This is a genomic window from Streptomyces sp. NPDC060002 (genome assembly GCF_042737245.1).
GTDB lineage: Bacteria > Actinomycetota > Actinomycetes > Streptomycetales > Streptomycetaceae > Streptomyces.
Map to the genome: position 1 here is coordinate 119053 of NZ_JBHWUW010000004.1, position 21153 is coordinate 140205.

General features: G+C 71.7%; 20 protein-coding genes. 7 read left to right on the top strand and 13 right to left on the bottom strand.

What is annotated here, in order from left to right; all coding sequences use genetic code 11:
* Nucleotides 1–97: 97 nt before the first annotated feature.
* The 4 genes from ACFWBD_RS05855 to ACFWBD_RS05870 all read right to left on the bottom strand — a co-directional run bounded on the left by ACFWBD_RS05855 (nucleotide 98) and on the right by ACFWBD_RS05870 (nucleotide 4374).
* Nucleotides 98–1216 carry an LLM class flavin-dependent oxidoreductase gene (locus ACFWBD_RS05855; protein WP_385663167.1) on the bottom strand — a complete coding sequence of 373 codons (1119 nt, stop codon included), beginning with the start codon at nucleotides 1214–1216 and terminating at the stop codon, nucleotides 98–100.
* Nucleotides 1217–1328: 112 nt separating this feature from the next.
* Complete coding sequence (locus ACFWBD_RS05860; RefSeq protein ID WP_385663169.1) at nucleotides 1329–2099, bottom strand: SDR family NAD(P)-dependent oxidoreductase; 771 nt, start codon at nucleotides 2097–2099, stop codon at nucleotides 1329–1331.
* Between the two features lie 101 nt (nucleotides 2100–2200).
* A complete protein-coding gene (locus ACFWBD_RS05865) occupies nucleotides 2201–3127 on the bottom strand; it encodes a TIGR03619 family F420-dependent LLM class oxidoreductase (protein WP_385663173.1) in 927 nt (308 codons plus the stop codon).
* Nucleotides 3124–4374: an amidohydrolase family protein gene (locus ACFWBD_RS05870; RefSeq protein WP_351763216.1), complete on the bottom strand. Its 1251-nt coding sequence runs from the start codon at nucleotides 4372–4374 to the stop codon at nucleotides 3124–3126. The genes ACFWBD_RS05865 and ACFWBD_RS05870 overlap by 4 nt, the downstream gene beginning before the upstream one ends.
* A 378-nt stretch (nucleotides 4375–4752) precedes the next feature.
* Here ACFWBD_RS05870 and ACFWBD_RS05875 point away from each other — a divergent pair, with 378 nt between their 5' ends.
* Together ACFWBD_RS05875 and ACFWBD_RS05880 are read left to right on the top strand one after the other, a co-directional pair.
* Nucleotides 4753–7734 carry a BTAD domain-containing putative transcriptional regulator gene (locus ACFWBD_RS05875; protein WP_385663177.1) on the top strand — a complete coding sequence of 994 codons (2982 nt, stop codon included), beginning with the start codon at nucleotides 4753–4755 and terminating at the stop codon, nucleotides 7732–7734.
* Nucleotides 7735–7935: 201 nt separating this feature from the next.
* Complete coding sequence (locus tag ACFWBD_RS05880; protein WP_385663180.1) at nucleotides 7936–8193, top strand: hypothetical protein; 258 nt, start codon at nucleotides 7936–7938, stop codon at nucleotides 8191–8193.
* Between the two features lie 88 nt (nucleotides 8194–8281).
* On the opposite strand, the gene ACFWBD_RS05885 is transcribed toward ACFWBD_RS05880, so the two are convergent.
* On the bottom strand, nucleotides 8282–9862 hold the full coding sequence (locus ACFWBD_RS05885) for a FadD3 family acyl-CoA ligase (RefSeq protein WP_385663181.1): 1581 nt from the start codon (nucleotides 9860–9862) through the stop codon (nucleotides 8282–8284).
* A gap of 108 nt (nucleotides 9863–9970) precedes the next feature.
* On the opposite strand from ACFWBD_RS05885, the gene ACFWBD_RS05890 reads away from it, so the two are divergent.
* From ACFWBD_RS05890 to ACFWBD_RS05900, 3 genes are read left to right on the top strand one after another with little or no spacing between them, the layout of a single operon-like run.
* A complete protein-coding gene (locus ACFWBD_RS05890; protein WP_385663183.1) occupies nucleotides 9971–11128 on the top strand; it encodes a lipid-transfer protein in 1158 nt (385 codons plus the stop codon).
* A 22-nt stretch (nucleotides 11129–11150) separates the two neighbouring features.
* Nucleotides 11151–11567: a Zn-ribbon domain-containing OB-fold protein gene (locus tag ACFWBD_RS05895; RefSeq protein WP_385663185.1), complete on the top strand. Its 417-nt coding sequence runs from the start codon at nucleotides 11151–11153 to the stop codon at nucleotides 11565–11567.
* Nucleotides 11564–12337: an enoyl-CoA hydratase/isomerase family protein gene (locus tag ACFWBD_RS05900; protein ID WP_385663188.1), complete on the top strand. Its 774-nt coding sequence runs from the start codon at nucleotides 11564–11566 to the stop codon at nucleotides 12335–12337. Before ACFWBD_RS05895 ends, ACFWBD_RS05900 begins: the two co-directional genes overlap by 4 nt.
* 67 nt (nucleotides 12338–12404) lie before the next feature.
* Here ACFWBD_RS05900 and ACFWBD_RS05905 read toward each other — a convergent pair whose 3' ends face one another.
* From ACFWBD_RS05905 to ACFWBD_RS05925, 5 genes are all read right to left on the bottom strand, one after another.
* Entirely contained in the window at nucleotides 12405–12791 is a 387-nt protein-coding gene (locus tag ACFWBD_RS05905) for a toxin-antitoxin system, toxin component, PIN family protein (protein ID WP_385554200.1), read from the bottom strand.
* Nucleotides 12781–13437 (bottom strand): DUF433 domain-containing protein, encoded by a 657-nt coding sequence (locus ACFWBD_RS05910; protein WP_385554453.1) that lies wholly within the window; start codon nucleotides 13435–13437, stop codon nucleotides 12781–12783. Before ACFWBD_RS05910 ends, ACFWBD_RS05905 begins: the two co-directional genes overlap by 11 nt.
* Nucleotides 13438–13540: 103 nt before the next feature.
* On the bottom strand, nucleotides 13541–14428 hold the full coding sequence (locus tag ACFWBD_RS05915) for a hypothetical protein (protein WP_385663191.1): 888 nt from the start codon (nucleotides 14426–14428) through the stop codon (nucleotides 13541–13543).
* A 280-nt stretch (nucleotides 14429–14708) separates the two neighbouring features.
* Nucleotides 14709–14846, bottom strand: coding sequence for a DUF397 domain-containing protein (locus ACFWBD_RS05920; RefSeq protein ID WP_385663193.1), 138 nt, complete (start codon nucleotides 14844–14846; stop codon nucleotides 14709–14711).
* The gene (locus ACFWBD_RS05925; RefSeq protein WP_385663196.1) at nucleotides 14803–15717 is read right to left on the bottom strand and encodes a Scr1 family TA system antitoxin-like transcriptional regulator; all 915 of its coding nucleotides are present in this window, start codon (nucleotides 15715–15717) and stop codon (nucleotides 14803–14805) included. The genes ACFWBD_RS05920 and ACFWBD_RS05925 overlap by 44 nt, the downstream gene beginning before the upstream one ends.
* Nucleotides 15718–15859: 142 nt before the next feature.
* Here ACFWBD_RS05925 and ACFWBD_RS05930 point away from each other — a divergent pair, with 142 nt between their 5' ends.
* Nucleotides 15860–16369, top strand: a complete 510-nt coding sequence (locus ACFWBD_RS05930; RefSeq protein WP_385663200.1) for an ATP-binding protein — start codon at nucleotides 15860–15862, stop codon at nucleotides 16367–16369.
* An 11-nt stretch (nucleotides 16370–16380) separates the two neighbouring features.
* Here ACFWBD_RS05930 and ACFWBD_RS05935 read toward each other — a convergent pair whose 3' ends face one another.
* From ACFWBD_RS05935 to ACFWBD_RS05945, 3 genes are all read right to left on the bottom strand, one after another.
* Complete coding sequence (locus ACFWBD_RS05935) at nucleotides 16381–16932, bottom strand: hypothetical protein (RefSeq protein WP_385663203.1); 552 nt, start codon at nucleotides 16930–16932, stop codon at nucleotides 16381–16383.
* Nucleotides 16933–17094: 162 nt separating this feature from the next.
* Nucleotides 17095–19461, bottom strand: coding sequence for a PQQ-binding-like beta-propeller repeat protein (locus tag ACFWBD_RS05940; RefSeq protein WP_385663206.1), 2367 nt, complete (start codon nucleotides 19459–19461; stop codon nucleotides 17095–17097).
* A 189-nt stretch (nucleotides 19462–19650) separates the two neighbouring features.
* Complete coding sequence (locus ACFWBD_RS05945) at nucleotides 19651–20373, bottom strand: VOC family protein (protein WP_385663209.1); 723 nt, start codon at nucleotides 20371–20373, stop codon at nucleotides 19651–19653.
* 134 nt (nucleotides 20374–20507) lie between these two features.
* On the opposite strand from ACFWBD_RS05945, the gene ACFWBD_RS05950 reads away from it, so the two are divergent.
* Nucleotides 20508–21143: a TetR family transcriptional regulator gene (locus ACFWBD_RS05950; RefSeq protein WP_351763377.1), complete on the top strand. Its 636-nt coding sequence runs from the start codon at nucleotides 20508–20510 to the stop codon at nucleotides 21141–21143.
* Nucleotides 21144–21153 lie beyond the last annotated feature (10 nt).

A 21153-nucleotide genomic window follows, 5' to 3' on the forward strand; every position in this document is an offset into this window, starting at 1 on the left:
TCCGCCGCGTGGGCGCGACCAGCCACGACGGACCCGCAGCCGCCAGGCGACCCGCACCCCCCGGGGCGACGACGCGCCCGCAAGTCCGCGACGGCGGCTACGCGCCCTGCCGGAACCGCGTGGTCCGATGGACCGGATCCGTGTCGATCTTCGGAATGACCTGCTCACCGATCAGCCGGATCGTCTGGAGCGTCTCCTCCTTCGGCACCCCCACCGGCAGCCCGAAGGACAGCTGATCCGCCCCCGCCTGCTCCCAGCGCTTGCACTGGCGCAGCACCTCGTCCGGATCGCCGCAGATCAACAGCTCCTCCTCGACGAGGAGTTCGACGAACTCGGCGTTGTACTCGGGCAGCGTCTCCGGCCAGACCGGGAAGCCCTCGGGCCGGGGGAAGGTGTCGTGGTACCGGAACACCAGCGACGGCAGATAGTGCAGCCCGCCGTTGACGGCGATCCGGATCGCCTCGTCGTGCGTCGGCGCGCAGATCGCCGTCGTCGTCACCATCACGTTGTCGTTGACGAAGTCGCCGATCGGCTCGGCGTTCACCACCGCCGTCTTGTACTGCTCCAGCACCCACTCCATGTCGGACACCTTCTGGATGCTGAAGCCGAGCACCCCGAGCCCCTTGCGGGCGGCCATCGCGTACGAGGGCGGCGAGCCGGCCGCGTACCACATCGCCGGGTGCGACTTCCCGTACGGCTTCGGCAGGATCTTGCGCGGCGGCAGCTGCCAGTGCTTGCCCTGGAAGCCGACGTACTCGTCCTGGAGCCACATCTTCGGGAACTCGGCGATGGTCTCCTCCCAGATCTCCTTCGTGTAGTTCATGTCGGTGATGCCGGGGAGGAAGCCGAGGATCTCGTGCGAGCCGGCGCCGCGTCCGCTGCCGAACTCGAAGCGGTTCTCGGTGAGATGGTCGAGCATGGCGACCTTCTCGGCGACCTTCACCGGGTGGTTGACCTGGGCGAGCGGGTTGAAGATGCCCGAGCCGAGGTGGATGCGGTCGGTCGCGTGGGCGAGGTAGCCGAGGAAGACGTCGTTGGCGGAGAGGTGCGAGTACTCCTCCAGGAAGTGGTGCTCGGACGCCCAGGCGTACTTGAAGCCGGACTTGTCCGCCTGGATGACGTACTCGGTCTCCTCCATCAGCGCCTTGTGCTCGGCGAGCGGATCGGTCTCGGCCCGCTTGCCCACGTATCCCTGTACAAAGAGCCCGAATTCCACGGAGGTTCACCGTCCCGGTTCCTGGATCTCGATTAACTGACGGTTCGTCAGATTCAGCGGATGCCGCCGACTGTGGCACCGGGCACCTGGATGGTCAATAGCCGACGAACGGTCAGATGACCGAAACGCCCGCCAGCCATCCCCCGTCGATCACGAACGGCTGCCCGGTGATGTAGGACGAGTCCTCCGAGGTGAGGAAGAGGGCGAGCCGGGCCACCTCGTCCGCGCGACCGATCCGGCCCAGGGGCACGAGCTTGCGGTAGAGGGAGTCCAGGGCGCGGGTCGTCTCCTCGGGGTCGGAGTCCGGCTCCAGCCGGGACGGGTTGGACATCGCGGTGTCGACGGCTCCGGGACACACCGCGTTGACCCGGATACGGCGGGGCGCCAGCTCCAGGGCGGCGACCCGGGTGAGGCCGAGTACGGCGTGCTTGGTCGCCGCGTAGGCGCCGACGGCGGCCATGCCGGTGAGCCCGGTGTAGGAGGCGGTGTTGACGATGGTGCCCCCGTCGGACAGCTCCGGCGCGGCGGTCCGGATGCCCAGGAAGCAGCCGACCTGGTTGACCCGCACGACCTGCATGAACTCGTCGAGTGGGGTGTCGACGAGGGCGTTGAAGCGCAGGATGCCCGCGTTGTTGACGAGGCCGTCGAGATGGCCGTACGCCCGCTTGGCCGCGCGGACGGCCCCGGTCCAGTCTTCCTCGCGGCCCACGTCGAGGTGGACGTACAGCGCGCCGATCTCGTCGGCGAGCGCCTTCCCCTGCTCGTCGAGCACGTCGGCGACGACCACCTCGGCGCCCTCCTCCCGGAACAGCCGCGCCTCCTGTTCGCCCTGGCCGCGCGCCGATCCGGTGACGAGGACCACCCGTCCGTCGAGCTTGCCCATGCCGGCTCCCTTCGCATCGGTGGAGCTCGGCATCGTATCGCCGTAGCTGACGGATCGTCAGATACGTGCGTCAGGAGAAGGAGGTCTGTCCTATTCGAACTTCAAGCGGCGCTGCCGAGCAGGGATCCCACCTCGGCTCCGAACAGGCCTATCTGGTCGGTGAGTTCGGTGCGGCTCCGGCAGCGGAAGCGCACCTGGATCTGGTCGACGCCCATCGCCCCGTAGGCCCGCAGCGACTCGGCGAGGGCCTGCGGGGACCCGGTGAGGGTGCGGCGGCCGACATCCCAGCCGGGGGTGCCGACGTACAGGGGCTCGGTGATGGCGCCGATCGTGAACGGCGTGTCCTCGTCGCTCCGGAGCCGTCTGACGGTCTCGATCTGCGCGGGCAGCCGGTCCCGCGGGTCGCCCTGGGGCAGCCAGCCGTCGCCCTTGAGGGCGGCCCGGCGGACGGCGGCCGGGGAGGATCCGCCGACCCAGAGCGGCACCCGCGCCTGGGCCGGTCTGGGCCGCTGCCCCAGCCCCTCGAAGTCGTACGCCTTGCCGTGGTGGGAGGGGAACTCGTCCGGCCCGAGCGCGGCGCGCAGCGCGTCGATCGTCTCGTCGAGGACCGCTCCCCGCCGTTCGAAGTCCATCCCCAGCGCCTCGAACTCCTCCCGTACGTGACCGGCGCCGACGCCGAGGATCAGCCGGCCGCCGCTGAGGTGGTCCAGGGTCGCGTACTGCTTGGCGGTGAGCAGGGGGTGGCGCAGGCCGACGACGGCGACGTGCGCGAGCAGCCGGACGTGTTCGGTCACGGCGGCGAGGTGGGCGAGGGTGGCCACGGGGTCGTACCAGACCGTGCTCATGGCCTCGGCCAGCCGGTGCGGGATCGCCACGTGGTCGCAGGCGGCGACATAGGCGAATCCGGCGCGGTCGGCGGCGCGGGCGACCGCCACGAGGTCGGCGGGGCCCGCGTCGGCCTCCCAGGGTTCGGCGTAGAGCGTGGACTGGGACTGGACCGGGAGCTGGATGCCGTAGTCGAGGCTCACCGCGGGCTCCAGAGGCCGTCCGGGGTCAGCCCCAGCAGGTCGATCGCGTTGCCTCGCACGATCCGCTCCACGACGTCCGGCGCCAGGTGGCCCATCTGCGCCTCGCCGACCTCGCGCGACTTCGGCCAGGTGGAGTCGGAGTGCGGGTAGTCGGTCTCGTAGAGGACGTTCCCGACGCCGATGGAGTCGAGGTTCCTGAGGCCGAAGGCGTCGTCGAAGAAGCAGCCGTAGACGTGGTCGGCGAACAGCTCCGACGGGGGACGGTGGACCTTGTCCGCGACCCCGCCCCAGCCCCGGTTCTCCTCCCACACCACGTCGGCGCGCTCCAGGATGTAGGGGATCCAGCCGATCTGGCCCTCCGCGTACATCACCTTGAGGTTCGGGAAGCGCTCGAACTTGCCGCTCATCAGCCAGTCGACCATCGAGAAGCAGCAGTTGGCGAAAGTGATGGTGGAGCCGACGGCGGGCGGGGCGTCGGCGGAGGTGGAGGGCATCCGGCTCGAGGAGCCGATGTGCATGGCCACGACCGTGCCGGTCTCGTCGCAGGCGGCGAGGAAGGGGTCCCAGTCGTCGGTGTGGACGGAGGGCAGGCCCAGGTGCGGGGGTATCTCGGAGAAGGCGACCGCGCGGACCCCGCGGGCGGCGTTGCGCCGGACCTCCGCCGCCGCCAGTTCGGCGTCCCAGAGCGGGATGAGGGTGAGCGGGATCAGCCGGCCGCGCGCCTGCGGGCCGCACCACTCCTCCACCATCCAGTCGTTGTAGGCGCGCACGCACAGCAGGCCCAGTTCGTGGTCGGCGGCCTCGGTGAAGGTCTGGCCGCAGAAGCGGGGGAAGGTGGGGAAGCAGACGGCGGACTGGACGTGGTTGACGTCCATGTCGGCGAGGCGGGACGGGACGTCGTAGGACCCCGGGCGCATCTGCTCGTAGGTGATGACCTCCAGCTTGATCTCGTCCCGGCTGAAGCCGACGGCGGTGTCCAGGCGGGTGAGGGGGCGGTGCAGGTCCTCGTAGATCCACCAGTCGCCGATCGGGCCGTCGTCGCCGGGTTCGCCCATGACGGGCTTGAAGCGGCCGCCGAGGAAGGTCATCTCCTTCAGCGGGGCCCGGACGACGCGGGGTCCGGTGTCGAGGTACTTCTTCGGGAGGCGGTCCTGCCAGACGGTGCTCGGCTCCACGGTGTGGTCGTCGACGGAGATGATCAGCGGGAGGTTCTCGGTGGCCTTCGCGGTCTCCAATGCGTTCTCCATGGGGGCACGGTAGCGCCGATCTGACGGATCGTCAGCTAGTGGGCGGGTGCCGGAGTCGATCGGCTCTGTGGGGATGTGTGCACATCGGATGTGTGGGGCGTGTGGACTCCCGGGCACCTCCCGGGGAAGCTGACGGTTCCGGCATGGACAGGGCAAACTGGGCCTGGACCTTTCCGGCCGATCACGCCGCAGGAGAGTGACGGTGCCGAATCGGTGCCGGTGAGCGGGATCCGGCGCCTGCGGCTGCAAGGCGGAGGAGGGCGTCGACGCGGAGCGTCGGCAACCGACGACGACGCCGCGGACGCGCGTGCCGGATCCCGCGTCTGCGGCGTGATCGGCTGGACAGGTCCTTGATTCGGATGCCTAAGGGGAGCCCTGATGGACGACCGGGTAGGACACCGCGACCCGCGTGTGCCGGAGCAGAGACGTCCCGCTCCCCCCGAGGAGCCGGCGACGCTGCGCTTCGACGTGCTCGGCCCGGTGCGCGCACGTCGCGGCGACGAGCGGCTGGCCACCGGTTCGCCGCAGCAACGTGCCCTGTTGGCGGCCCTGTTGCTGCGTGAGGGCCGCACAGCGACGGCCGCCGAGCTGATCGACGCGCTGTGGGGCGAGGATCCTCCGTCGCAGGCGCTGGCGGCGGTACGGACCTACGCCTCCCGGCTGCGCAAGGTGCTCGACCCGGGCGTCCTGGTGAGCGAGTCGGGCGGCTACGCGGTGCGCGTGCCGGCCGCGGGCGCGCTGGACCTGGCGGTGGCACAGGAGTGGGCGGCACACGCGGAGAAGGCACGGACCGCCGGTGACCTGTCCCACGCGCGCGAGGTGCTGAACCGGACGCTGGGGCTGTGGGACGGGGAGGCCCTGGCCGGCGTCCCCGGACCGTACGCGGAGGCGCAGCGCGTCCGGCTGGAGGAATGGCGGCTGGGGCTGCTGGAATCCCGGCTGGACATGGACCTGGAGCAGGGCTGCCACGCGGAGGCGGTCTCCGAACTCACCGCGCTCACCGCGGCGTACCCGCTGCGCGAGCGACTGCGCGAACTGCTGATGCTGGCGCTGTACCGCAGCGGCCGGCAGGCGGAGGCGCTCGCGGTGTACGCGGACACCCGGCGGCTGCTGGCGGAGGAGCTGGGGGTGGATCCGCGGGCCGGGCTGCGGCAGTTGCAGCGCCGCATCCTGCAGGCCGACCCGGAGCTGGCGGAGCCGTCGGCGCCGGCGGCGGAACCTGCGGTCGTGCGGGTACGGCCCGCACAGCTTCCCGCCACCGTGCCCGACTTCACCGGCCGCACCTCCTTCGTGCGGGAACTGAGCGAGGTGCTGGCGCGGGCCGGTGACGGCACGGGCGCGGGCGGCCGGGTGATGGCGGTGTCCGCGCTCGCGGGCATCGGGGGCGTGGGCAAGACGACCCTCGCCGTGCACGTGGCCCACCAGGCCCGTCCGGCCTTCCCCGACGGGCAGCTGTACGTCGATCTCCAGGGCGCGGGACCGCGGTCGGCGGAGCCGGAGACGGTCCTCGGATCGTTCCTGCGCGCCCTGGGCACGGCGGACTCGGCGATCCCCGACTCCCTGGAGGAGCGGGCGGCGCTGTACCGCTCGGTGCTGGACGGCCGCCGGGTCCTGGTGCTGCTGGACAACGCGAAGGACGCGGCCCAGGTACGCCCCCTGCTGCCGGGCACGGAGGGCTGCGCGGCGCTGGTCACCTCACGGGTGCGGATGGTGGACCTGGCGGGAGCGCATCTCGTCGACCTGGACGTGATGTCCCCCGAGGAGGCCCTCGCCCTCTTCACCCGGATCGTCGGCGAGGAGCGGGTCGCGGCGGAGCGGAAGGCGGCGCTGGACGTGGTGGCCGCGTGCGGTTTCCTGCCGCTGGCGATCCGTATCGCGGCCTCCCGGCTGGCCGCCCGCCGCACCTGGACGGTGTCCGTGCTGGCCGCCAAGCTGGCGGACGAACGGCGCCGGCTGGACGAGCTCCAGGCGGGCGACCTGGCGGTGAAGGCGACCTTCGAACTCGGCTACGGCGCCCTGGAGCCCGCCCAGGCCCGCGCGTTCCGGCTGCTGGGCCTGGCGGACGGCCCGGACACCTCCCTGGCGGCGGCCGCGGCGGTCCTGGACCTGCCGGTGGAGGACACCGAGGACCTGCTGGAGTCCCTGGTGGACACCTCCCTGCTGGAGTCGGCGGCCCCCGGCCGCTACCGGTTCCACGACCTGGTGCGCCTCTACGCGCGTGCCTGCGCCGACCGCGACGAATGGCCGCCCAGCGAGCGCGACGCGGCGCTCTCGCGGCTGCTGGACTTCTATCTGGCGACGGCCGCCGGGGTCTACGCCATCGAGCGGCCCGGCGACCGCACGGTCGTCCACCTGGAGCCCACGTCGTACCGCGGGCTCTCCTTCGGCGAGCGGACGCAGGCCCTCGACTGGCTCTTCGCGGAGGCGCAGTGCCTGCTGGCCTGCGCGCGGCAGCAGCAGACGGGCAGTGGGCTGCGCCGTGCCGTCGACCTCCTCTGGGCCGCCAAGGACCTGGCGGAGTCGGGGGCGAACGCGAAGCAGTACGAGTGGGCGGCCACGGCCCTGCGGGACGCCGCGCAGGACGCCGCCGACGTCCGCGCGGAGAGCCGCGCCCGGACCGCGCTGTCCAACGTCCATCTGGCCGCCGGACGTTACTCCGAGGCGGACGAGGAGGCCCGGCGCGCGATCGAACTCGCCACGGCGGCGGACGACGCGACGCCGGTCAGCTGGGCGGCGACGGACCGGGGGATCATCGCCCTGGGCCAGGGCCGCTACGAAGAGGCCGAGAAGTTCCTCACCACCGCCAGGGACGGCTACCGGGCGGACGGGAACCGGCCGGGAGAGGCCAACGCGCTGTGCAACCTCTCGCGGCTCTACGAGCGGATGAACCGCCCGCCCGACGCGGTCACCCTGGCCCGGCAGGGCGTCGACATCTACCAGCAACTCGGTCTCACCCTGCGCCTCGCGAACGGCCGTTACGCCCTCGGCGTCGCGCTGATCAGCGCCGGCCGGCTCGCCGAGGGCCTGGTGCAGCTGTCCGACGCGCTGGAGATGTTCGGCAGCAACCGGCAGCGCCTGTGGGAGGGCACGACGCACTTCCGCATCGCCCAACTGCACCTGGCCGACCGGCGTCCGGCCCAGGCCGCGCAGCACGCCGAACAGGCGCTGGCGATCGGGTTCATCGGCGGTGACCTCATCCGGGGCAGTGTGCTGACCGCGCTGGGCCGGAGCCTGCACGCACTCGGCCAGTCGGACCGGGCCCGAGCCTGCTGGCACGAGGCGCTGGCCCTGCTGGAGCGGTCCGGAGCGCCCGAGGCGGCCGAGGTACGCCGTCTGCTCACCCCCCTGGACGCGTCATGAAACATCCCGTCGGCGGCGTTCATCGAACGTTTATGACCGCCTGACAGGCTCTGCTCAACGGTCCGTCGCCTCGGGGGGCAGACGGGCCGTTCGAGCCCGCTGGGGGGTGGGCTCAGGCACATGCCGCTGTCCGGCGATACTCGGGGGAATCGCCGGACAGAGGCGCCTCACTCACTTGAACACTCCCAGGGGGAGCCGAACATGAGCAGCACCGAGAAGCAGCCGACGGCCGTCGCGGCGGACATCACCACGATGGAGAACCACGCTCCGATCCTGCCGGCCCTGGACAGGCCGGCGACGCCGGACGCCGAGGCGGCCACACCGGTCGCCACACCGGTCGTCACGCCGGCAGCCACTCCGGCAGCGACTCCGGCCGCCACTCCGGCCGCCGAGGACAAGATCGTCACGCTCGAGAACCACGCGCCCGCCCCGCCCGCCCTGGACCTGGGCGGCAAGTAGGCATCTCTTTCGGCGCCGTTACGACGGGGACCGGCCGCGGTGGCGCGGAGGGGGAGCCACCGCGGCCGAGGCATGTCCGGGGGCGCGGTCACCGGGCCCGCAGCTCCCCCTTCAGCACCTTGCCGCTCGCGTTGCGGGGCAGGGCGGTCACGAACTCGACGGCCCTCGGCACCTTGTAGTTGGCCATCTCCCGCCGGGCCCAGGCGATCAGGTCGTCGGCCGTGGACACCGCGCCCGGCCGCCGGACCACGTACGCCTTGCCCACCTCGCCCAGGCGGGGATCCGGGACGCCGATCACGGCCACGTCGGCCACGTCCGGGTGCAGGCCGAGGCGCTGCTCTATCTCCGCCGGGTAGGCGTTGAAGCCGCCGACGATGAACATGTCCTTGAGACGGTCGGTGATCCGCAGGTTGCCGGCGGCGTCCAGGACGCCCACGTCGCCGGTGCGCAGCCAGCCGTCCTCCGTCAGGGCCTCCGCCGTCGCCGTCTCGTCCTCGTAGTAGCCGCGCATCACGTTGAAGCCCCGGACCAGGACCTCCCCGGGCCGGCCCGGCGCCGCGTCCACCCGCACCTCGGTGCCGGGGATCGCGCGGCCCGACGTCGAGGCGATGACGGTGGGATCGTCCCCGCGACGGCACATGGTGACGACGCCGCTCGCCTCCGAGAGGCCGTACGCCGTCAGGACGGTCTCCACGCCCAGTTCGCCCCGCAGGCGTTCGACGAGCCGCAGCGGCACCACGGCCGCACCCGTCACCACCAGCCGCAGCGCCGACAGGTCGTGCTTGTCCCGGGACGCGTGGTCCAGGAGCGACTGGTGGAGGGTCGGCGGTCCGGGGAGGACCGACACCCGTTCCGACGCCACGTTCGCGAGGACCGTGTCCACGCTGAACACCGGCTGGGGGATCATCGTCGCGCCCCGCATCAGACAGGCGATCACGCCCGCCTTGTAGCCGAAGGTGTGGAAGAAGGGGTTCACGATCAGGTAGCGGTCGCCCTGCCGCAGTCCCGCCAGGTCGGTCCAGATCTCGTACGCCCGCAGCGTCTGCGCGTGGGTGATCACCGCGCCCTTGGGGCGGCCCGTCGTGCCCGAGGTGAAGACGATGTCCGAGGGCCACTCCCCCGCCACCCGGTCCGCCCGCGCCCGGACCTCCGCCGTCCCGATGCCCTCCCCGCTCGCCAGGAAGTCCTTCCAGGTCCGGAAGTCCGCCGGGGCGTCGTCCGAGAGCACCACCGCCTGCTCCAGCGCGGGAAGCCCCGGCAGCGGGCCGGTCCCGGCGCCCTCCGCCGTCGCCCGCCGCAGCGACGCCACGTACGACGTCCCCAGGAAGGTGCCCGTCACGAACAGCAGACGCGTCCCGCTGCGGCGCAGTACGTCCGCCGCCTCCGTGCCCTTGAAGCGGGTGTTCAGCGGCACGAGCACCGCTCCCGCCCCCACCGCGCCCAGCGCCGCCACCATCCAGTCCAGGGAGTTCGGGGCCCAGATGGCGACGCGGTCGCCCGCCCGCACCCCGTTCGCCAGACAGGCCGCCGCCGCGCGTTCGACCCGGGCGCCGAGTTCGGCGTACGAGATCCGGGTACGGCCCTCCACCACCGCCTCGGTCGTCGCGTACCGCTCGGCCGACCAGCGGACCAGGGCGGGGATCGTCCCCCACTCCATGTCACCACGCATGAGCGGTCTCCCCACTGGCCCACGAGCCCGGTAGCTGACTGACCGTCAGATTAGCGGTAACCTGACGCACTGTCAGCAGCACTGTCGCCGTGTGGAGGTGGGTGCGGCATGCCCGCAGTGACCGGAATCAAGGACGCCACGGCCATCGTCGGTATCGGGCAGACGTCCTTCGCCAAGCACCTCCCCGAGGACGAGCGGACCCTCGCCTGCCGGGCCGTCCTGGCCGCCCTCGACGACGCCGGGATCGCCCCCGGCGAGGTCGACGCGCTCGCCTCCTACACCATGGAGGAGACGGACGAGGTCGAGCTCGCGAAGGCCGTCGGGTTCGGTGACCTGAGCTTCTTCAGCAAGATCGGGTTCGGCGGCGGCGGTTCGTGCGCCACCGTCGCCCACCTCGCCGCCGCCATCGCCTCGGGGCAGGCCACGGTGGGTGTCGCCTGGCGGTCGCGGAAGAGGGGCTCCGGGCCGCGTCCGTGGACCAACACGGCCGTCCAGCTCCCCACCCCCGCCCAGTGGACCCGGCCCTTCGGGCTGCTGCGGCCCGCCGACGAGATAGCCCTGCTCGCCCGCCGCTACCTGCACGAGTACGGCGCCACCCGCGACCACCTCTTCAACGTCGCCCTCGCCTGCCGCAACCGCGCCAACCAGAACCCGGCCGCCGTGATGTACGAACGGCCCCTCACCCGCGAGATGTACATGTCGTCCCGGTGGATCAGCGAGCCCCTGTGCCTGTACGACAACTGCCTCGAGACGGACGGGGCGTTGGCCTGCGTGGTCGTGAGCCGCGAGCGGGCCCGGGACTGCCGCCGGGCACCCGTGTACGTCCACTCCGCCGCCCAGGGCCTGCCCGCCCAGCACCACGGCATGGTCAACTACTGGAACGACGACCCGCTCACCGGCCCCGCCTGGGCGGCCGCCCGGCACCTGTGGAAACACGCCGACTTCACCCCGCCCGACGTCGACGTCGCGCAGATCTACGACGCCTTCACCCCCCTCGTGCCGCTCTCCCTGGAGGGGTACGGGTTCTGCGGCCGCGGAGAGGGCGGGGCGTTCACCGAGGGAGGCGCCCTGGAGACCGGCGGACGGCTGCCCCTCAACACCGGCGGGGGCGGGCTAAGCGAGGCCTACGTCCACGGCTTCAACCTCATCAACGAGGGCGTCAAGCAGCTGCGCGGGACCAGCACCGCCCAGGTGCCGGGCGCCGCGACCTGCCTCGTCACCGCGGGCGAGGGCGTCCCGACCTCCGCCCTGCTGCTCCGCAACTGAACGCACCGAGGAGTTGATCGCGATGCTCACCCCCGTCACCGACGCCGACGGCGCCCCCTTCTGGCGGTACGCCGCCCAGGGCGAACTCCGTGTCCAGGCCTGCGCCGACTGCGGCGAACCCCGCTTCCCGCCCCGCCCCTGCTGCCCGCACTGCCAGTCCTTCGCGAGCGAGTGGCGGCGGACCTCGGGACGCGGCCGGATCTGGTCCTACGTCGTCCCGCATCCGCCCCTGCTGCCCGACTACGCGGCCCAGGCCCCCTACAACGTGATCCTCGTCGAGCTGGCCGAGGCGCCCCGCATCCGGCTGGTGGGCAACCTGGTGAGCGAACCGGGGGCGCGGCTCGACTCCTTCCCCCCCGACCGCATCCGCATCGGCGCCCGCGTCCAGGTCGTCTTCGACGGCGCCGGGCTTCCGCAGTGGGTCCTGGAGCGGCCGTGAGTGTGCGGCTGGACATCGACAAGGACACCGGGGTCGCCGTCGTCACCCTCGACCGGCCGGCCCGGCTGAACGCCCTGGACCTCGAGGCCGTCCGCGAACTGAAGCATGTCTGGCGGGAGTTGCGGTTCGACGACTCGGTACGGGCCGTCGTCCTCACCGGGGCCGGGCGGCGGGCGTTCTGCACCGGCCTCGACCGGGACGCCGTCGTGCCTCAGCCCAACTCCCCCTACATGCAGGACGATCCGCTGCTCACCGTCGGCCCCAAGGCGAACGACCTGTGGAAGCCGGTCGTCGCCGCCGTGGAGGGAATGGCCTGCGGGGGCGCCTTCTACCTGCTCGGGGAGTGCGAGTTCGTCGTCGCCGGCGCCGACGCCGTGTTCTTCGACCCGCACACCACGTACGGGATGGTCAGCGCGTACGAGTCGGTGCTCCTGGCGCAGCGGATGCCGTACGGGGAGGTCGCGCGGATGATGCTCATGGGGACGGCGGAACGGATCTCCGCCCGGCGCGCCTTCGACGTCGGGCTGGTGTCCGAACTCACCGACACCGGCGGCGCGTCGGCCGCCGCGACGACCTGCGCGACCGTCATCGCCGGATACCCCACCGCCGGGATCCAGGGCACGGTACGGGCCCTGTGGGCGGCGAAGGAGACAGCCCGCACGACGGGCTTCGCGCAGGCCCCGCATCTCATCTCCCTGGGAAACCTGCCGAGCGAGGAACAGGCGAGACTCTTCACCGGCCGCTCGCCGCAGCAGCCCCGGATCCGCTGAGCCCACCCCGGAGTCCTGTCCATGGGCAGGTACGGTGGAGTCCGGCCCCGGCGCGCGGATCGCTCCGTCACGGCCAAGTGCGCTCAATGCGATCGCTTCTCACCGCGTAGGCAGCCGGGCCGCCCTTCTCGACGGCCCGGTGGATCGCGTCACGGTGTGCCACGAGACGCTCGATCATCTCGGCGGCGCGAAGCTGCTGGTTGTCGAGATAGAAGAGCACTGCCTCACGCTCCAGGACGGGTTGGATCTCCAGGTCCCGCGTTTTGATCCGCCCGTCCTTCGAAAGCGGGACCCACGATCGGTCGAGACCGTGAGCGATCCACTCCTCGTCGGCGACGTCCTGCCCGTCATCGGGGAAGGCGTCGCCGATGCGGTGAACGGTCCACCCGCAAGCTCGCAGTCCCTCGGCGACACGGCGACCGAGATTCCGGTCTAGGAAGAACTCAGGCGGCAAGGCGCACCACTGCCTGGCAGAGAGCGTCCACCTGCTCCGGCGTCATGGCGTAGTCGTATGCGATGTCCTCGACGCTCTCCCCGGCCTCCCACAGGTCGGTGATCGCCTTCACCGAGACGCGATTGGCCGCCACCACGGGAAGTCCCTGGCCGAACCTGGGGTCGATCACAACGGGGACGGAGTCCGGGTACTGCCTCAGCCGCAGGCTGGAGGGAAAGTCGTCACCGGCGTCCCAGTTCAGGTACCGGAGATAGCTGGAGACCACTTCCTGGATAGGGGCCTGGCCGTCCCGGGCTCTGCGGAGATCTCCGAGGCCGTGTTCGACGAAGATGTCCACACCGTCTGTCGCAATGCGTTTCGACACGAGGCCGTAAGGAGTGTCGAAGGCGTCCCGTACGGCGGCGGCGGCTTCCTTGATCTCACTCATGCGGAGCCCGAGGGAACGCAGGGAGCGGAGCACGTGTGCCTCGGCCACCGCGATGAACGGCACCGAAGGCTGCCCCTTCCGCACCGGCTCGACCTGGTGGACCAGTGGCGCTCCGGCGGCCCTGCCCTTCAGCCACGAGGTGAGGGTCGACTGCGGAATCTCAAGGCAGGAGGCCGTTTCGGTGGGCGTCAGAAGCCCGTCCTGGAACCTGTCGACCATGTCCCACCTCCTCTTGGCACCGGATTTCGCATCGTGCCACATCAAGCCTCCCACCTGCGGGTGGACCGCACACCGGGTCATCGGGGTCATCGGGGTCATCGGCTCAGCCGGCCGCGCGGAATTGGTCGCGGGCCCGGCAGTCGCGGCAGCGGCCGGGTTCCGTCGTACGGAATCCGCGGTCGCAGCCGTCGCAGTTCCGCATGCGCACGACCGCCGGGGGCCCGGGGGTTTCCGTGCTTCGGGCCGGTGCGGAGAGAGGCAGGGGTGTCTCCTTGAGCCGGTAGGCGAGGATGCCGGCCGGGCGGACCAGCAACCGGTCCGGGAGCCTTGCGGTGAGGTGGTCCGTGATGTGCGTGGGCAGGAGACCTGCGGCGAGCCACCGGGTGACGGCGGGGGCGAGGCGGGCGGCTTCCCGCGCGGACAGGACGAGGCGGGGGTCGACCCGGCGCAGGGCGGTGAGTACGGCGACGGCTCGGGGGTCGGCGTCGGTGCCATCGGCAAGATCGGCGACATCGGTGAGCGGGGCCGGGATCCCCACCTCGGGCTGGGCCGGCGGCCGCAGCGGTCCGCGTACGGCGGCGGGCTGCCTGCGGGGGCGACGGGGCTTCGGCGGCTCGGGAGGCCCGTCCGGATGCGGCGCGCCGTCGGGTACGTCGTAGAAGTATGTTCGGGTACGGACCTGCCCGGTGGGCGTTCGCTCGCGGCGGCGCTCCAGGTATCCGGCCGCCTCCAACTCCCTGAGCGCCCGCGAGATCAGGATCTCCCCCTCGCTGAAGTGCTCGCACAGTGCGGTGATCGTCACGGGGGCACCGTCAGGCAGGGAGGAGATGTACGCCGCGACGCCGACCGTGACCGCGCTGCCGCGTCGCTGGGCGAGCGCGTTGGAGATCACCGCGAAGTCGGCGGTGAGCCGGGTGCGGACATGGATCACGCCGGAGGGCGGAGCTCCGGCGTCGGCGCGCAGGGGCGCGTTAGACTGCGAATCAGCCATTGGGAAGGTTGGTGCTTCCTGATCGGTCAGGCCCTCGTTCGGGATTGCCGTCCCGGCGGGGGCCGTCTCTGTCTGCGGTTGTCGCGGCGAACGTAGCCGCCCGTATCCCGCGCCTGCAAGCCGGTCACTCGGACGGGTGACGCGGGCTTTCCGGCGGGGAGGGTGGGTGGGCGGGTAGTTCTTTCCCCCGGTTCTTTCAGGAGGTCAGCGGCGCGCCGGACCCTCGCGGGCGAGGGTCCGGTGAACCGGAACGACGGGCGGGGGCCGGGGCCCGGCTGACTCAGGGGCGGTGGCGCGCGGCCTTCAACTCGCCTATGAACGCGGCCCAGGAGGCTGCTTCGAAGCACAGCGCCGAACCGTACGGGGCCTTGCTGTCACGGACCGGGACGACGGCCCGGAACCCGTCGGCCACCTCCACGCAGTCGCCCCCCGCCTGATTGCTGTAGCTGCTCTTGCGCCAAGCGGCGCCGTTCAGATCGGGACGGGAGATTCGAGCCACGGTAGTTGCCCTCCATCGTGGACCGGATCATGTCGAGTGACATGAGCGGGGGCAGGGCTGCCGCCCGCAGCCGATCGTAAATCACCTTGCAGCGGGTGACGTTGGCTGGTTCCTCGATCAGTTGGCCGTAGTCCGAACCCTCCGTGTAGGCCACCTCTGAGCCGTCCGGCAGGGTCAGGATCGTCAGCGAGCCACCCATGGCCTCGTGTCCGCCTTGGTCGAACGGCAATACCTGCACGGTGATGTGGCGTTCTGCTGCCGCGCCGAGAAGCCGCGCCAACTGCTTGCGCATCACCGCATCGCCACCGATCGGACGCCTCAGTACCGCCTCGTCCAGGATGACCCACAGCTCCGGCCGGTCGGGCGAGCTCAGGCGTCCCTGCCGTCCCATTCGGGCTGTGACGCGCTCTTCCAGCTGCTCTTCGTCGTCCAACAGAGCGTCCAGGCTGAGCACCGCCCGCGCGTAGTCCTCCGTCTGCAACAGACCCGGCACCACATGAGCCGCGTACTGCCTGATGGCCACCGCCCGCGCCGAGTACTCCATGAACTTCCGGGACCAGTCCGGGAACGCCTCCCGGTACACGTACGGCCACAGCTCCACGAGCAGGTCGTCTGCGCCGAGGGCTGCGTCCAGCGCACGCGCCAGTTCCAGCGTCGGCTTCGCTCCGGACGCCCGCTCGATCTGGGTGATCCGCGTGCTCACCACGTGCGTCCTGTCGCCGAGCTCGGCCTGGGTCAGTCCGGCCGCCGTACGGAGTCTGCGTACCCGCGCGCCGAAGAGGGCCGCCATCGACGCACTGGGGTCAATTCCGTTGGCCAAAGCGTCACTTCCGTTCCTTACGGGATGAAAAGTAAGGCTGTGTCACCTGTCGAGCGTAGGGCGACCGGTCGACTCTTGAGCACAGAACGTGACGACTCATGTACGTCACGGGATGTCTCAGGTTCGACAGACCTCGACAGAAGACAAGGACGGACGAGCCGTGCTGACAGGAAAGACCACCTCGGACAACGCGCCATGCGAACTCCCCTCGTTCGCGGAGCAGTTCGCCTCCACCCCGCGAGGTGCGCGGCTCGCCCGGCGGCTCGCCGTCCGGCGCATGGAGGAGTGGGGCCACCCGCCGGCGTCGGACGCGTCCTGCGCGGTCGCCCTCGTCGTCGGCGAACTCGCGGCGAACGCCGTGCGGCACGGGCGGGTCCCCGGGCGGGACTTCGGCCTCCGGCTGGCCCTCGACGCGGCCGCGGGCGTGATCCGTGTCGAGGTCTCCGACGCCGCCTCAGCGAAGCGGCCGCCCGCGGTCCCGCCCTCGGCGTGCCCCGAGGGCGAGTCCGGTCGAGGACTGCTCCTGGTGGATGTCCTGGCCGTGCGGTGGGGGTCCGCTCCTCGTCGGCCCGTGGGCAAGACGGTGTGGGCGGAGGTGCCTGTGGAGGCGTCGGGCCGTTGAGAGGCGACCGGTCAGTTCGCCGGTGCGTACTGCTCCGGCTCGCAGTGGTCGACCTTCGCCGCGATGCCCGGGGCGGACAGGTCCACCTGCACCGTGGCCGTGTCGTTCGCGGCGACGTACTCGTCGGTGGTGCGCTGCTCCACCCGCCGGGAACCGGCGTCGAGGAAATCGACCGTGACGGTGAAGTAGCCGCCGGTCGCGTTCGGGTTGGTGACCTCGACCGTCGCGTACGCCTCGCTCGGCGTCGCGCAGTCGACCAGCTCCACCGTGGCGTCCCGCTGCGCCGTGGACGTGCTCGAGGAGCCGCCGTCGCCGTAGGTGTCGTCCGTGTAGTCGTCATCGTCGTCGTAGTCGTGGTACGTGCTGCCGGACGAGCCGCTGGACGTCGAACCCGACGTCGACGACGAGCTGTCGTGGTTCTGGCTGGAGCTGCTGCATCCACCGCCCCCGCCGCCGCTGTGACTGCTGCGACCGTGCCCCTTGCTCGTCGAGAAACCGGTCAGCGCCAGTACGACGAGCACCGCCACCGTTGTGAACTTGAGTTTCCGCCCCCGTCGATCCATTCGGACAGCCTAGGCAACAGCTGTCACGGCCATGTCACCGCGTGGCGACCGACCGGTCCCCGGCGTAGCGTCTGCGGTGACGGCCGCCGTCCGGATCCCTTCCGTGCACCCGGCACGACGGCCGTTCGGGTACTCGGCCGTTCGGGTACCGGGTCGGCCGGCTCAGGCCGTTCTCGCCGTGCCCGTGCCCTTCTCCGCGTCCAGCGCGTACACACAGCGGTCCTTGCTGGACGCGTACACGACGCCGTCGCGGACGACCGGGGAGCCGGTGATCTCGCCACCGGTCGCCAGCTTCCAGCGCAGCCGGCCGTCGTCGGCCTTCAGGGTGTACAGCAGGTGGTCCGTGGAGCCGAAGTGGATACGGCCCTCGGCGACCGCCGGGGCGCCCACGATGTCGCCGCCCGCCTGGAAGCGCCACTTGGGCGTGCCGGTGACCGCGTCCAGGGTGTAGAGCCCCTTGCCGCTGCCGACGTGGACATGGCCGGCGGCCACCAGCACCGGGTCGACCGACGCCCGGGCCTCGGTGGCGATGCGCCAGCGGTCGCGCCCGTCGGTGGCGTCGATGGCGTACACGGTGCCGAGGTAGTCGGCGAGATAGACGCCGCCGCCGGTCACCGCCGGGCCGGACACGAAGGTCGGCGGGGACAGGAACACCGCCGGGGCCTCGAAGTGCCAGCGCACCATGCCGCTCGCGACGTCGACGGCGAGGACGCGGGTGCCTGCGGAGAGGTAGACATAGCCGTCGGGGGCGGGGGTGACGCGGACCGGGACACCGCCGCAGGAGGCCGTGTCGCCGATGGGGTACGACCAGCGTTCCTCGCCCGTGCGGGCGTCCAGGGCCTTGAGCCGGGCGTCCTGCCAGACATAGACCGTGCCCTCGTGCAGGACCGGGCCGGCCTCCGGGGACTCGAAGTCGGTCTGGCAGCCGGTGATCTCCCAGAGCTTCTGCCCGGCCGAGGCCTCCCAGGCCTGGACGCCGCCACCGCGCGTGCCGGTGATGACCGTGCCCCGGTCGGCCTTGAGCGAGTACACCCAGGCGTCCGTCGACAGCCGCCACAGGTCGCCGCCCTCGCGGGCGTCCAGGGCGAACAGGGTGGGGCCGTCGGAGGCGTGCACCCGGCCGTCCGCGACCGCCATCGACCAGGCCACGTCCCGTGTCTTGAAGCGACGGCGACCGGTGGCCACGTCCAGGGCGTGCACCTCGAAGGAGGTGACGTAGACGAGGTCCCCGGCGACGGACGGCGTGCCCCACACATCGTTCGACATGCGAAAACGCCAGGGCCGCCAGCCCGCCGGGGTCTCCGAGGGCGCGCTCTGGGGGGCCGGCACGGTCGTGTCGGCGCCGTTGACGCCGGGCTGCGGGCGGGACCAGCTGGCGACCAGGCCGGGCTCGGCCACCGGCGCCTTCACGGCGGCCGTGGCACGGACGTCGGCGACGCGCGGGCCCGGCCCGATCGGCACGGCGGCGCCCGCCAGCCGGACGGGACCGACGTCGGGGGCGCCGACGGCCACGGGCGCCGGGCGGGAGAGGACCACGGGCGCGTGGGACGGCGGGGGCGGTACGGCGGGCCGGGCCATGCCCACGCCGCCTCCGCCGCCGCTGCGGGGGCTCGGGGGCGCCGGTTTCGCCGCACGGCCGCCACGGCGCGTCTCGATGAGGGTGACCGCCTTCTCGGGCAGCCACGCCGACGCCGTACCGCTGTCGTCGGAGCCGGAGCCGAAGAGGTGGGGGGCGAGCTGGGCCTGGAGGTCGGCCGGGTTGGGCCGGGCCGTGGCCTCCATCTGCATACAGGACTCGATGAGCGGACGCAGCTCGTCCGGCAGGCCCTCAAGGTCCGGTCCCTCGCGCAGCAGCATGAAGACCGTCTCGACCGGGTTCGCGCCGTGGAAGGGCGGATGGCCGGTGGCGGCGAACACGAGCATCGAGCCGAGCGAGAAGACATCGCTCGCGCCGGTCACGCTGCGCGAGTCCTTCGCCTGCTCGGGGGACATGTAGGCGGGGGTGCCGACGGCCACGTTCGTCATCGTCAAACGCGTGTTCGAAACGCCGGACGCGATTCCGAAGTCGATCACCCGGGGCCCGTCCTCGACGACGAGCACGTTGGACGGCTTGAGGTCACGGTGGACCAGCCCGGCGCCGTGGATCGACTGGAGCGCCTCGGCGACGCCCGCCGCCAGCCAGCGCACCGCCTGGGCCGGCATCGGCCCGCAGTCGTTCACTATTTCCTCGAGGGAGGGTGCGGGCACGTACGCGGTGGCCAGCCAGGGCACGGCGGCACGGGGATCGGCGTCGACGACGGCGGCCGTGTAGAACCCGGAGACCGCCCGGGCCGCCTCCACCTCGCGCGTGAAACGCACCCGGAAGAGCTGGTCCTCGGCGAGCTCGGTCCGGACCGTCTTGATCGCCACGCGCCGGCCCGAGGCCGAACGGGCCAGGTAGACCAGCCCCATGCCGCCGGCCCCCAGCCGTCCCAGCACCTCGAACGGCCCGATCCGCCGCGGATCGTGCTGCGTCAGCTGATCCACCACTTGCCTGCCACCTCCCCGTACGAACCGCGTCACCCACTTGTGTACACGGCCCCCGTGCAGCGTCTCACCACCGCACCGCCATGGCGGCACGCACCCTGATTCTTCCTGGCCGGACGGCCGGTTGCGAACCCGGGGGCAATCGGGGTGTCTCATTTCATATACGCGCATACAGCCCGCATACGGCGCCTGTCAGCGCTGGAGAAGCGCGAACGACGCCCCTTGATTGTCCGTGACGACCGCCACGATTCCGTACGAGGCGGTGAACGGACCCGCCTGTACCCGCCCGCCGAGCCGGGTCACCGCGCCGAGCGCGGCCGCGCAGTCCCGCACGCCGAAGTGGACGAGGAAATGCGGCGGCATGACCTCCGGGAAGACATCGCCGACCGGCGCCCGTCCGAAGTCGGGTGCGGCGCCCGGGCCGAACAGCGCCTCGTGGAAGAGGTGCCCGTAGAACGTGTTGGCGGCCTCGGTGTCCCGGGCGTAGAGCTGTGCCCAGGCGAAGGTGCCGGGTCGGTGCCGCACACCGAAGCCGGGGTGGCCGTCCGGCTGCCACAGGCCGAACACCGCGCCCTCCGGGTCGGCGGCGAGCACGGCGGTGCCCTCCCGGCCGACCGGCAGCGGCCCCATGACGACCTGCCCGCCGGCGTTGCGGATGCGGTGGACGGTCTTCTGCGCGTCCGGGGTCGCGAAGTACACCGTCCAGACGGTGGGCATCCGGCCGTCCGACTTGTGGGCGAGCGCCGCCACCGGCGCGCCCTCCAGCCGGGCCCACACGGAGGAGCCGTACGCCTCCTCGAAACCCCACCCGAAGAGCTCCCCGTAGAACCGCTTGCCCGCGTCCACGTCGGGGAGCTGCGCGTCCACCCAGCAGGGGACGCCCTCTGCGTACACCGATGCCCTGTTTTCGGCCATGCAGCCAAACTAACGGCGCCGCACGCAAGCCGCAGACCAGGCACACCCGCCTCCGCACCCCCGCGCACCCCATTTGCAGTCGGCCGAATCGCGCTCCGATCACCCCTCGGTAAGCTGACGGCATGACAGGACAAGTGCGTACCGTCGACGGCCGCGTGGCCGGTCGGCGCGGGCAGGCGACGCGGCAGAAGCTGCTCGACTGCCTCAGCGAGATGCTCAGCTCCTCTCCGTACCGCGACGTCAAGGTCATCGACGTCGCCCGGAAGGCAGGCACTTCGCCCGCGACCTTCTACCAGTACTTCCCGGACGTCGAAGGCGCCGTCCTGGAGATCGCCGAGCAAATGGCCACCGAGGGAGCCGAGTTGACCGGCCTCGTCCAGGGGCGGTCGTGGGTCGGCAAGGCGGGCTGGCAGACGGCGCAGGAACTCGTGGACGGCTTCCTGGAGTTCTGGCGGAGGAACGACGCGATCCTCCGGGTCGTCGACCTCGGCGCGGCGGAGGGCGACAAGCGCTTCTACAAACTCCGCATGAAGATCCTCAACTCGGTGAACAACTCCCTTTCGGACGCGGTCGCCGAGCTGCAGTCCAAGGGCAAGGTCGACAAGGACGTGAACCCGGCCGCGGTCGCCGGCGCCCTCGTCGCGATGCTCGCGGCGGTCGCCTCGCACCAGAAGGGCTTCCAGACGTGGGGCGTCAAGCAGGCTGAACTCAAGCCGAACCTGGCCCTGTTGGTGCACCTGGGCATCACCGGCAAGAAGCCGACGAAGTAGCCCGCCCCCA